Here is a 10,959-nt window from a genome sequence, read left to right on the forward strand (position 1 = left end):
CGCCGAGGCGGGCGCCGCCGCGGCCAGCTTGAGCACCGGCGCCGGGTTCTCCGGCTCCTCCGCGCCCGGCGTCGGCTCCTCGATCCACCGGGAGACGTTGCCGTCGGAGTACGTCTGGAGCACCTTGAACACCATCGTGTCGGCCTGCGGCAGCGGGCCCATCGACACCGGGAACTCCTGGAACTCGCCCGGCTTCACGCCGCCGTTCGGCGCGGCCGTGAAGGTCAGCTTGGAGACCGCCTCGGTGAGCTGGCTGCCGTGCACCTCGATCGGCGGGTCGACCTTGCGCTTCTCCACCGCGACCGTCCAGCCCGCCACCGGCATGGTGGAGACCGAGCCGATCGGGGCGTTCTCCGGCAGGTTCACCTCGACCTTGACCGTAGACGCCGTGTCGCTCTCGTTCGGCACCCGGAACGCGAACCGGCCGTAGCCGCCCTGCGTACCCTCGGCCGGGTTGATCGTGACGTGCGCCGCGGCCGGACCGGCCACGCCGAGCACGGCCGTGGCGACGGCGGTGAGGGTCAGCGCGGCGACTGTCGCGGAGCGCCGGAGACGGATCATCAGATGGGACCTTCCGTTACTTGATCGGCACGGTGGCGGTCACCGTGGCCTGGTCGATGTCGGTCGTGCGGACGGTGATGCGCACCTGCCAGTCACCCCGGGCCGGCAGGTTGACCTCGCCGGTGGCGTGGTTGTCGCTCAGCGGCAGCAGCGGAACGGTGATCGGCTCGATGCCGGCCGACGGCAGCGCGGCGGTGACCTTCCACTCCTGCACCGGCTGCGGGCGGCTGTCCTTGGTGTAGGCGTACAGGTGCATCGAGTTGTTGCCGGTCTCGGCCGGGTCCACCTGGACCTCCAGGGAGTAGAGCGGGCTGCTCAGCGTGGCCGAGAAGTAGCCCTGCTCGGCGCCCGCGACGTTCGCGGCGGCGGTACGCGCCGGGGTGGTCTGCACGAGCGTCGCCGACACGCCCAGCACCACCGCCGTGATCACCAGCTCGGCCACCACGGCCCGCCGCATCGAGCCCGGCCGGCCGGCGGCGACCCGCCGCCGCACCAGCGCCCGGGAGTACGCGGCCACGCCGATCACCAGCACGAACAGCGCGATCTTGGCGAGCAGGAGCCGGCCGTACGTGGTGTCGAACAGCGCCTGCAGACCGGCCACCTCGATCAGGCCCTGCACGGTGCCGGCCAGCAGCAGCGCGGCCACCGCGAGCGCGGCCCAGCGGGACCAGATCGGCAGAATCGCGTCCAGCTCGCGCTCGTCGGCCCGGCGCAGCAGGAACACCGCGAGCATGACCAGGCCGCCCAGCCACACCGCCATGCCGCCCAGGTGCACCGCGTCCACCACCACCGACACCGCGGGCGCGGGCGAGGCCGCCGCGTGCCCGGCCAGCGGCCAGGTGAACAGCGCCGCGCCGCCGAGGACCGCCAGGATGATCCCGTCGGTACGGCCGATCGGGCCGGCGAACAGCGGCCGGAGCAGGAACGCCGCCGCCGCGAGCAGGCCCAGCCGGACCAGGTGCGTGGTGCCGTAGGCGCTGCCGAGCACGTCACTGAGTCCGGAGCCGGTCACGTCGAACAGGCCGCCGCCGTTGACGTACGGCACCTGCAGCCACACCTCCGCCACCGTGGCCACCGCCAGCAGGCCCAGCCCGGTCCAGGCCAGCCGCGCCGGACCCCGGCGGGACAGCCGGCGCGGCCAGAGCGCGGCGAGCACCAGCGCCGGGCCGACGAGCAGCAGCAACCCGACGTAGCCGGCGTACTTCGCCACCTTCACCGCGTTCTCGGTGACCGGGTTCGCCCGGTTGTCCGAACCGCTGTCGGTGGGTGGCTCGGACGGTGCGCCGACGGAGTAGGTGAAGGCGCCGGAGACGGGGTGGCTGTCGGCCGAGATGACCCGGTAGCTCACCAGGTAGGTGCCGCGCCCGCCGGACGGGTCCACCGGGATGGTGACCTCGGCGCCCTGGAACGTCGGCTCGCCCCGGTCGGCGCGCGAACCGTCGGGGGCGATCACCCGGACCTTCCCGGGCACCTTGCGGACGCCCTCACTGAACGTGATCACCACCTGCGCGGGCGCCTCGGGCACCACGGCGGAGGCGGCCGGGCTGCTGCTCACCAGCACCGCGTGGGCGGCAGCCGGGGAGGCCGGGGCGAGCAGCAGGGCCACCAGCAGGAGCAGCAGCCCGGCGGCGGCCCCGGAGCGGGCGGCGACGGCCCGGGACGGGCGGCGTACGGCAGCAGTCATGACCGCCATGGTTCCCGAACCGGGGCGGGTCCGGCGAGCCGGTCTCGGGCGGGCGTGACCGAGCGCCCACCCGGCACGGCGGCGCGCGCCACGCCGGGCCTGCTCGGAGGTCATGGGAGGGTAGTCGGACGGCGGGCGGGAAAAGTTCCCGGCGTGTGCGGGACCACGGAATGGGTCGAAGGACCCTGTCCCCTCCAGGTACGCCGCGTAACCTCGGGTGACGTGATCCCCGGCCCGCGCGACACCGCCGCCGACCGCCCCGTGTCGGCGCCCGACGCTGCCCGGGACGCGGCCACCGGCTGGGCGCTGGCCGCCCGCGACGGCGACCGCGACGCTCAGGCCGCCTTCGTCCGGGCCACCCAGGCCGAGGTGTGGCGCTTCGCCGCCGCGCTCGTCGACCCGGACACCGCGGACGACCTCACCCAGGAGACGTACCTGCGGGCGTTCCGGGCGCTGCCCGGCTTCGAGGGGCGCTCCAGCGTGCGGACCTGGCTGCTCGGCATCGCCCGGCGGGCCTGCGCCGACCACCTGCGCACAGTGGTACGCCGCCGCCGGCTCGACGCGCGGCTCGCCGCCCAGGCCGCCACCGACCGCCCGTACCCGGACCCGGCCGGGCAGCTCGGCGCCACCGACCTGGTCCGCCGGCTGCCAGCCGAGCGGCGCTCCGCGTTCGTGCTCACCCAACTGCTCGGCCTGTCGTACGCCGAGGCCGCCGACGTGGAGGGGGTGCCGGTGGGCACGATCCGCTCCCGGGTCGCCCGCGCCCGCGACGAACTGGTCGACGCCGTCGGCGACACGTTGGCCGGATAGCGGGAACCTTTCGTGGCGCTCGGACGACGAATGACTGTGACCCCCTCCCCCTCACCCCGGGCGGGCCGCTGGCCGGCCCTGCGGCCCTGGCTCGGCGTCGCGGCCCGCCTCGGACTGGCCGCCGTGTGGCTGATCGCCGGTGGCACCAAGGCCGGCGACCTTGCCGCCTCCGGCCGGGCCGTGAACGCGTACCAGGTGATGCCGTACGACGTGGCCACGGTGATCGGCGCGGCGCTGCCGTTCGTCGAGCTGGCCCTGGGCGTCCTGCTGCTCGCCGGGCTCGCCACCCGGATCAGCGCCGGCGTCTCAGCGGCGCTGCTCGTGGTCTTCATCGCCGGCATCGCCTCGGCCTGGGCCCGTGGCCTGGCCATCGACTGCGGGTGTTTCGGCAGCGGCGGGCAGCTCGCCGCCGGCCAGACGCCCAGCTACCTCCCGGAGATCCTCCGGGACCTCGGGTTCCTGGTACTCGCCGGGTTCCTGCTGATCTGGCCCCGCACCCCGTTCTCCGTGGACGGGTGGCTGGCGGGCGACGACACCGTGGAGGACACCGATGAGTAGTCGCAAGGGGCGCAAGGACGCGGCCCGGGTCGTACGCGAGCAGATCGCCCGGGAGAAGCGGCGCAAGCGGACGCTCTGGACCTCGATCGCCGCGGTGCTGGTGCTCGTCATCGCCGGCGGCATCGGCTGGGCGGTCTACTCCAGCCAGAAGTCCGACGAGTTCACCGCCCCGCCCGGGGCCAACGACGCCGGCACCGGCATCGTGCTCGGCACCGGACCGGTCACCATCGACCTGTACGAGGACTACCTCTGCCCGGCCTGCAAGCAGTTCCAGCAGGTCAACGGCGAGACGCTCAACCAGCTCGTCAGTGAGGGCAAGGCCAAGCTGGTGTTCCACCCGGTGGCGTTCCTGAACCGCTTCTCCACCACCGAATACTCGACCCGCTCCTCGGCCGCCTCCGGCTGCGCCGCCCAGGGCGGCAAGTTCCGCGAGTTCACCGACCAGCTCTTCGCCAAGCAGCCGCCGGAGGGCGGCGCCGGGCTCAGCAACGACGAACTCGTCGACATCGGCGCGGGCGTCGGACTGAACCGGGACGAGTTCGCCTCCTGCGTCTCCGACGGCACGTACCGGTCGTGGACCGAGCACGTCACCGACGAGGCGAGCAAGGCCGGCGTGACCGGCACCCCGACCATCAAGGTCAACGGCAGTGAGCTCCAGGACCGCAGCCCCGAGGGGATCAAGTCGGCGGTGGAGGCGGCCGGCAAGTGATCGCACCCCTGCGCCGGGCCGCGCTGGTGCTCGCCGTCGCGGCCACCGCGCTGCTCACGCTCGCCGCGCCGGCCGCCGCACACGGCGCGGACGCGCCCGACGGCACGGACTACCGCGCCACGATCAGCGGCGTCGACCCGGATCGGCCCGGCCTCACCGCGCGCATGGTGGAGGCCGGCGCACGACTGGAGCTGACGAACGACACCGGCGCCGAGGTCACCGTGCTCGGCTACTCCGGTGAGCCGTACCTGCGCATCGGCCCGGGCGGCGTGTACGAGAACACCCGCTCCCCCTCCACCTACCTGAACCGGACGCTGGCCGGGGAGACCCGGCTGCCGGCCGAGGCGAACCCGGCCGCCGCGCCCGACTGGCGGCGGATCGACGACGGCCCCACCGCCCGCTGGCACGACCAGCGCACGCTGTGGCGGGAGGAGGCTCCGCCGGCCGCCGTCGCCGCCGACCCGGACCGGGAACACCGGGTACGCGACTGGGCGGTGCCGCTGCGCGCCGGTGACACCACCGGAGCCGTACGCGGCACGCTGGACTGGGTGCCGCCGCCCGACCCGTACCCCTGGTGGGTTGCCGCCACGCTGGGCTTCCTGCTGATCGGCGCGGCCGGGCTGGCACCTGGTGGCACCGCCGCCGGGATGCGGGCGCTGCGCGCGGTCGGCGCGCTGCTCGCCCTGGGCGGCGCCGCCACGGTGGCGCTCACCGTCGCCCGCGCGCTGGACACCGGCGCGCCCGGCGTCGGCGGAACGCTCGCCGAGCTGGTCACCGGCCAGGTGTGGACGCTGCTCACCGGGCTCGGCGCGCTCGCCGCGGGCGGGTACGCGCTGGCCCGCCGCCCGGCCGCCGACTTCGTGCTGGCGCTCGCAGGCGCCTGCCTCACGCTGTTCGCCGGGGCGACGAACCTGGCCGCGCTGTCCCGCTCGATCCCCCCGGCCGCCGGCCCGGCCACGCTGGTGCGGGTGCTGGTGGTGCTCGGCCTGGCGACGGGTGCCGGCGCGGTGGCGGCGGGCCTGCTGCGCCTGCGCACCGCCGCAAGAGCAGCCCGCCCCACCCCCCACCCAACCCCCACGCCCTGACCCGCCCACCCCGCCCGCCCCGCCCCGCGGCGCGGCGCGGCGCGGCGAGATCTTGGTACCAAACGGCCCCCATAGGGGCCCTTTCCTACCAAGATCTCCACTGCTCCCACCACGCGGAACACCAATCTCACGTAACGGGAGGCGCTCGCCACAGCAGCCCGGCCGAACGAGGAACCTCCGCCCACCCACCCCCAGACACCGCGATCTCGCACCTCCCGCCCCAGCATCCACGGCGTTCACGACATCTCCCGGGCCACAACCGCAAGATCACCGAGCGCTGCGAGCGCCGGGCACGCCCGAGTGGAACACCACGGGTGCCAAAACGCCCCCGGCACACCCATCACGTTCCACTCCCGCCGCACTCACCCCTGGGCGGCGCGATCTTGCAGTTAGCGCCCCGGGCTTGCGTCTTTTGTCCAGAATGCCCGGACGGAAAGTGCAAGATCGCGGCGGAGGAGGGCGGGAGGGGCGGGTCAGGTGGGGCGGGGGGTGAAGCCGTAAGGCAGCTCCAGGCGGTGGGCGGTCAGCAGCGCCTCGTCGGACAGGAGGTCTGCGGTGGGGGCGTCGGCGACGATGCGGCCGCCGTCCAGGATGACCGAGCGGGGGCACAGCTCGGCCGCGTACGGCAGGTCGTGCGTGACCATGAGCAACGTCACCGGCAGGGCGCGCAGGATCTCCGCCAGCTCCCGCCGGGCGGCCGGGTCGAGGTTCGACGACGGCTCGTCCAGTACCAGGATCTCCGGGCGCATGGCCAGCACCGTCGCCACCGCCACCCGGCGCCGCTGCCCGAACGACAGGTGGTGCGGCGCGCGGTCCCGATGCTCGCTCATGCCGACCGCCGCGAGCGCCTCGTCGACCCGGGCGGCCAGCTCGGCCCCGCGCAGGCCCAGGTTGGCCGGGCCGAACGCCACGTCCTCGGCGACTGTGGGCAGGAACAGCTGGTCGTCCGGGTCCTGGAAGACGATGCCGACGCGGCGGCGTACCTCGGCCAGCGTGTCCCGGTCCCGGCTGACGGTCAGGCCGCCGACGGTCACCGTGCCCTCGGTCGGCGTGAGGATGCCGTTGAGGTGCAGCACGAGCGTGGTCTTGCCGGCGCCGTTGGGCCCGAGCAGCGCCACCCGATCGCCGCGCGGCACGGTCAGGTCCACGCCGTGCAGGGCGACGTGACCGTCCGGGTACGCGTACCGGACGCCGTTGACGTCGAGGGAGGGCGGCTGCTGCACGTACCCGATCATTGCAGGACGAGCGCGACGGCGGCGATGGTGGCCGCGATCGCCGGGACGGTCGCGGCGGCCGCCCACTGGCCGGCGGTGGCCGCGCCGGCCCCCTGCCACACCGCCGGCATCCGGCCGGTGTAGCCGCGCGAGAGCATCGCCAGGTAGACCCGCTCGCCGCGCTCGAACGCGCGCAGGAACAGCGCGCCGACGCCGGCCGCGAAGCCGCGCAACTGCCACAGGAACCGTGGGTCGTCGCCGCGCGACACCCGCGCCACGCGCATCCGGCGGGCCTCGCCGACGAGCACCTCCAGGTAGCGCAGCATGAACGTGGCGATCTGGGTGAGGATCTGCGGGCACCGCAGCCGGTCCAGGCCGAGCAGCAGGTCACGCGTCGTCGTGGTCGCCGCCAGCAGGAGCGACGCGAGTACGCCGAGCGTGCCCTTGGCGAGGATGTTGAACGCGCCGTGCAGCCCGTCGACGGACAGGGCGAGCCCTGCTACCTCGACCCGCTCCCCCGCCCCGAGGAACGGCAGCGCGAACGCGAACAGCACGAACGGCAGCTCGATCAGTGCCCGGCTGAGCAGCCAGCGCGGGCCGACCCGGGCCAGCGCGGCCACCGCGGCGACCAGGAGCGCGTAGCCGCCGAAGGCCCAGTACGCCTCCCGGGGCGTCGCCACCACCGCGATGGTGAACAGCACCATCGCGGCGATCTTCACCTCGGGCGGGAGGCGGTGCACCGGCGAGCCGGACTCGCGGTAGAGGACGTGCGCGTGCCCGGCGCCCATGGTCAGCGGGTGCCGGTGGACGGGGTCGCTGCGTCGCCCGCCGGGTCGGTGGTCGCGGTGGTCGTGTCACGCGCCCCGGGCCCGGCGGACGTGACGGGCGTGGCGGGGCCGCGGCGGCGGGCCAGCCAGAACAGGCCGCCGCCGAGCGCGAAGGTGAGCAGCACGCCGAGTACGCCGGACAGGCCGGTGGAGAGGAAGTCGTTGCCGATGCCGCGTACGCCGTAGTCGGCGAGCGGGCTGTCCGCCAGCTCGTGGTCCTTGGCCTGCTGGGCCGGGCAGTTGCCGCCGGTGATCTCGTCGTCGGCGTTGACGGTGCAGCCCTTGAGCAGCGAGGAGTCGAGGCCGTCCGGGTGCGAGGAGGCGTAGTTGCTGACCACGCCCGCCAGCAGCAGGGCCATCAGCAGACCGCCGAGCAGGAACGGCCAGTGACGCTTGCTCATCGGGCACCTCCGGCGACCGGGACGGCGGGAGCCGGCGTGGCCGGCTTGAGGGCGCGCAGCGCGTACACCAGGTCGGGCCGGACTTTGGCGACGGTGACCACAGTGGTCGCGGTGATCAGGCCCTCGCCGATGCCGATGAGCAGGTGGGCGAAGGCCATGGTGCCGGCCAGGCCGGTCAGGTTGCCGCCGAGGTCGGTGGTGCCGCCCAGCCAGTACTGCAGGACGAAGCCCTGGGACGCGACCACCACGCTGACCAGCGCGGACACGAACGCGGTCACCGCCAGGCCGGCCGGGGTGCGCGGCAGCACGCGCAGCAGGAGCGCGATCAGCAGGTACGCGGCGGCGGTGCCGAGCAGCGCCATGTTGGTGATGTTGAGGCCGAGCATCGCCACCCCGCCGTCACCGAAGACCAGCGCCTGCACGACGAGCACCACTGCGACGCAGAGCGCGCCGACCCAGGGGCCGACGAGCAGCGCGGCCAGCGCCCCGCCGAGCAGGTGACCGCTGACCCCGGCGGTGAAGATCGGGAAGTTGAGCATCTGCACGGCGAAGATGAACGCCGCCACCAGCCCGGCCATCGGGGCCAGCCGGTCGTCGAGGTCGGCGCGGCCCCGCAGCACGCAGAAGGCGAGCGCGGCGAGGGCGAGAGCCGCGAAGATCGCAGCGACCGGACCGTTGATGATCCCGTTGGAGATGTGCATCGCCAGGGTGTCCACGCGCTCAGCGTATTTCCAGGAAGGCGCTGTTGCCAATATCTGGCAACAACCTCATGATGGCCGTCACCGCGCCCGCGCGTCGCCGCCCGCCGACCGTACCGGCCCGGCGGTATCGTCACCGCCATGACCGACCGCCTCAAGCCCGGCGACCCCGCCCCCGACTTCACCCTCCCCACCGACGACGGCGGCACGCTGTCCCTGGCCGGCCTGCGCGGCCGCAAGGTCATCCTGTACGCGTACCCGGCCGCCATGACGCCCGGCTGCACGAAGCAGGCGTGTGACTTCCGGGACTCGCTCGCCTCCCTCCAGGCCGCCGGCTACGAGGTGGTGGGCATCTCGCCGGACAAGCCCGCGAAGCTCGCCAAGTTCCGCGACCGGGACGCCATCACGTTCCCGCTGGTCTCCGACGAGGACAAGGCGGTGCTGACCGCGTACGGCGCCTTCGGCGAGAAGCAGATGTACGGCCGCACCGTCACCGGGGTGATCCGCTCGACGTTCGTGGTGGACGAGGACGGCAAGATCGAGCAGGCGTTCTACAACGTGCGGGCCACCGGTCACGTCGCCAAGCTGCGCCGGGACCTCGGCCTCGACTGAGGTCGCCGGACGGGCTGCCTCGTCGCGGCTCGTCGCGTCGCGGCCGGTCGCGGCCCGGAGTACACACGGCTCCGGCGCGACGCTCTAAACTCAGCGGGTCGGCGGGAGTGGCGGAACGGCAGACGCGCAGGCCTTAGGAGCCTGTGTCCGAGAGGACGTGGGGGTTCGAAACCCCCCTCCCGCACCATCAACTGTGTCACCCGCATCACGAACGCGGGTCCAGGCCACGTCGTCACGCGCAGGATGACGTCGTGGACCTGCGCTTCGTACTCGACCCCGACCTGACTCCCGAACTGCGCGAGCAGATCATCGCGCTCTGGGTGGACGTGACGAATGCCGGCGGCGCCGTCGGCTTCGTCGCCCCGGTGACGGCCGACGACGTACGCCCGCTCGCCACCTCCACGCTCGACGAGGTGGCGGACGGGCCGGACCGGCTGCTCGCCGGCTACGAGGGCGAGAAGCTGGTCGCGGTGCTGGTCATCGCCGACAACCGGTTCCACCTCAAGACGCACTGGCGGGTGCTCAAGCGCGTCATGGTGCACCCGGACACGCAGGGACGCGGCCACGGCGCGGCGCTGATGCGCGAGGCCGAGCGGATCACCTGCAGCCTCGGGCTGGCGGCGCTGCACGTGACGGTCCGCGACGGCCTGGGGCTGGACCGCTTCTACAAGCGCCTCGGCTACCGCGAGATCGGCCGCCTCCCCGCCGCACTGCGCCTGTCCCCCACCGACGCCCGCGACGAGATCCTCATGTGGCTGGACCTCCCCACCCCGCACTGACCCCCACGCCCCCACGCCGTCACCCCACCCTGCCCTGGCCCGCCTCGCTGATCTTGCACTTTCTGCCCCCGCGAAAGCCGCATCCAGGGCAAACTGAGGGCCGCAAGTGCAAGATCAACGAGCTGGGGCGGGCGAGGCAGAGGCGAGGGCGGGTCAGGAGCAGGGAGCGGGGGTGGGAGGGGCGGCGGCTGCCTGCATGACAGGGTCCGCCGGGGGTGGAGTGAGGGCCGCGGGGGTGGACTGCTGCGGGAGGGCCGCTGGGGTGGAGGTTCTGGGCGTCGGGGTCGGCTTCTTCGAGGTCGGCCTGGGGGTGGCGGGATCGGCGCCGTACATGCGGGTCTTGCTGCGTTGCACCTGGCCGGGGAGCATCCGGACGCCGGTGGCCGTCACGCGGTGGCCGTACACGTCGGTGACCCGGATCTCGTACGGGCCGGGACCGGCTCCGGACGGGATCAGCCAGTAGTTGTAGTCCTGCCGCTGCGCCGCCCGCCACGAGCCGTTCTGCCGCACCTCGACCGAGCGCAGCGGGTTGCCGTGGTCACCGACCAGGACGGCGAACCACCACTGCGACGAGCCCTCCTTCATCCGGAAGGTGAGCGGGCCGGGCAGCCTCGGGTTCACCACCGCGCGGTAGCTGACCTTAACCACTCCCTGCACCGGGTCGGCGATCCGGGCGAACGCCTCGGCGGACAGGTCGAGGTGGCCCGGTGCGCACTCCGGGCACTGGTCCATCACGAGCACCCGGACGGTGCCGCGTGGGCCGGTGACGTCGAGGAAGCCGCCGCAGGAGGCGCCGGAGGCGTACTCGCTCGGGCCGAGCGCGACGTACATCCGGTCGGCGGGCGCGGCGGGCCGGGAGCAGTTGCCGCCGGCACCCTCGGAGTCGTAGAAGGTGGCCTTGCCGCTGTGCGTCGCGCCACCGACGGGCGGGGCCGCAGCCACCGGCAGGGCAGCGCCGGGCGGCAGAACGGCGGGCGGAAGAGCGGCCACGGCAGCGCGCCCAGCCGGGGCGGCGCAGGCG

13 protein-coding genes and 1 tRNA gene are annotated in these 10,959 nt (G+C 74.0%); 7 read left to right on the forward strand and 7 right to left on the reverse strand.

Annotation, left to right across the window (positions count from 1 at the left end):
• On the reverse strand, nt 1-561 hold a 561-nt coding region (locus AC2CHG_RS26515), incomplete at its 3' end, for a YcnI family copper-binding membrane protein (RefSeq protein WP_484525812.1).
• 16 nt (nt 562-577) lie between these two features.
• On the reverse strand, nt 578-2,245 hold the full coding sequence (locus AC2CHG_RS26520) for a copper resistance CopC/CopD family protein (protein ID WP_436971638.1): 1,668 nt from the start codon (nt 2,243-2,245) through the stop codon (nt 578-580).
• A 222-nt stretch (nt 2,246-2,467) separates the two neighbouring features.
• Between AC2CHG_RS26520 and AC2CHG_RS26525 the strand changes: the two genes are divergently transcribed.
• The 4 genes from AC2CHG_RS26525 to AC2CHG_RS26540 are packed head-to-tail and all read left to right on the forward strand — an operon-like array spanning nt 2,468 to nt 5,407.
• Nucleotides 2,468-3,055: a sigma-70 family RNA polymerase sigma factor gene (locus tag AC2CHG_RS26525; RefSeq protein WP_262014834.1), complete on the forward strand. Its 588-nt coding sequence runs from the start codon at nt 2,468-2,470 to the stop codon at nt 3,053-3,055.
• A 30-nt stretch (nt 3,056-3,085) separates the two neighbouring features.
• Nucleotides 3,086-3,613: a MauE/DoxX family redox-associated membrane protein gene (locus AC2CHG_RS26530; protein WP_366621738.1), complete on the forward strand. Its 528-nt coding sequence runs from the start codon at nt 3,086-3,088 to the stop codon at nt 3,611-3,613.
• Nucleotides 3,606-4,322, forward strand: a complete 717-nt coding sequence (locus tag AC2CHG_RS26535; RefSeq protein WP_262014836.1) for a thioredoxin domain-containing protein — start codon at nt 3,606-3,608, stop codon at nt 4,320-4,322. The genes AC2CHG_RS26530 and AC2CHG_RS26535 overlap by 8 nt, the downstream gene beginning before the upstream one ends.
• On the forward strand, nt 4,319-5,407 hold the full coding sequence (locus tag AC2CHG_RS26540; protein WP_484525813.1) for a hypothetical protein: 1,089 nt from the start codon (nt 4,319-4,321) through the stop codon (nt 5,405-5,407). The genes AC2CHG_RS26535 and AC2CHG_RS26540 overlap by 4 nt, the downstream gene beginning before the upstream one ends.
• A gap of 473 nt (nt 5,408-5,880) precedes the next feature.
• Here the strand turns inward: AC2CHG_RS26540 and AC2CHG_RS26545 are convergent, their stop codons facing one another.
• Genes AC2CHG_RS26545 through AC2CHG_RS26560 form a run of 4 tightly spaced genes read right to left on the reverse strand, consistent with a single transcriptional unit; the run spans nt 5,881 to nt 8,565 of the window.
• Complete coding sequence (locus AC2CHG_RS26545) at nt 5,881-6,642, reverse strand: energy-coupling factor ABC transporter ATP-binding protein (RefSeq protein WP_484525814.1); 762 nt, start codon at nt 6,640-6,642, stop codon at nt 5,881-5,883.
• Nucleotides 6,639-7,409, reverse strand: coding sequence for a cobalt ECF transporter T component CbiQ (cbiQ, locus tag AC2CHG_RS26550; RefSeq protein WP_262014839.1), 771 nt, complete (start codon nt 7,407-7,409; stop codon nt 6,639-6,641). The genes AC2CHG_RS26545 and cbiQ overlap by 4 nt, the downstream gene beginning before the upstream one ends.
• Nucleotides 7,410-7,411: 2 nt before the next feature.
• A complete protein-coding gene (locus tag AC2CHG_RS26555; RefSeq protein ID WP_402809945.1) occupies nt 7,412-7,849 on the reverse strand; it encodes a PDGLE domain-containing protein in 438 nt (145 codons plus the stop codon).
• On the reverse strand, nt 7,846-8,565 hold the full coding sequence (locus tag AC2CHG_RS26560) for an energy-coupling factor ABC transporter permease (protein ID WP_402809948.1): 720 nt from the start codon (nt 8,563-8,565) through the stop codon (nt 7,846-7,848). The genes AC2CHG_RS26555 and AC2CHG_RS26560 overlap by 4 nt, the downstream gene beginning before the upstream one ends.
• Before the next feature lie 123 nt (nt 8,566-8,688).
• Between AC2CHG_RS26560 and bcp the strand changes: the two genes are divergently transcribed.
• From bcp to AC2CHG_RS26575, 3 genes are all read left to right on the forward strand, one after another.
• Nucleotides 8,689-9,159 carry a thioredoxin-dependent thiol peroxidase gene (gene bcp, locus AC2CHG_RS26565; RefSeq protein WP_366621728.1) on the forward strand — a complete coding sequence of 157 codons (471 nt, stop codon included), beginning with the start codon at nt 8,689-8,691 and terminating at the stop codon, nt 9,157-9,159.
• Between the two features lie 101 nt (nt 9,160-9,260).
• A tRNA-Leu gene (locus AC2CHG_RS26570) sits at nt 9,261-9,346 on the forward strand.
• Between the two features lie 64 nt (nt 9,347-9,410).
• Complete coding sequence (locus AC2CHG_RS26575; RefSeq protein WP_484525815.1) at nt 9,411-9,938, forward strand: GNAT family N-acetyltransferase; 528 nt, start codon at nt 9,411-9,413, stop codon at nt 9,936-9,938.
• Nucleotides 9,939-10,091: 153 nt separating this feature from the next.
• Here AC2CHG_RS26575 and AC2CHG_RS26580 read toward each other — a convergent pair.
• On the reverse strand, nt 10,092-10,959 hold an 868-nt coding region (locus tag AC2CHG_RS26580), incomplete at its 5' end, for an expansin EXLX1 family cellulose-binding protein (RefSeq protein ID WP_484525816.1).

The sequence above is a fragment of the Micromonospora sp. ATLC20 genome, from assembly GCF_057196585.1.

Bases quoted from the DNA above. Each gene is read 5' to 3' on its own strand.
- AC2CHG_RS26520 (WP_436971638.1), bottom strand. From the start codon at position 2,245: ATGACTGCTGCCGTACGCCGCCCGTCCCGGGCCGTCGCCGCCCGCTCC.
- AC2CHG_RS26530 (WP_366621738.1), top strand. From the start codon at position 3,086: ATGACTGTGACCCCCTCCCCCTCACCCCGGGCGGGCCGCTGGCCGGCC.
- AC2CHG_RS26535 (WP_262014836.1), top strand. From the start codon at position 3,606: ATGAGTAGTCGCAAGGGGCGCAAGGACGCGGCCCGGGTCGTACGCGAG.
- AC2CHG_RS26545 (WP_484525814.1), bottom strand. From the start codon at position 6,642: ATGATCGGGTACGTGCAGCAGCCGCCCTCCCTCGACGTCAACGGCGTC.
- cbiQ (WP_262014839.1), bottom strand. From the start codon at position 7,409: ATGGGCGCCGGGCACGCGCACGTCCTCTACCGCGAGTCCGGCTCGCCG.
- AC2CHG_RS26555 (WP_402809945.1), bottom strand. From the start codon at position 7,849: ATGAGCAAGCGTCACTGGCCGTTCCTGCTCGGCGGTCTGCTGATGGCC.
- bcp (WP_366621728.1), top strand. From the start codon at position 8,689: ATGACCGACCGCCTCAAGCCCGGCGACCCCGCCCCCGACTTCACCCTC.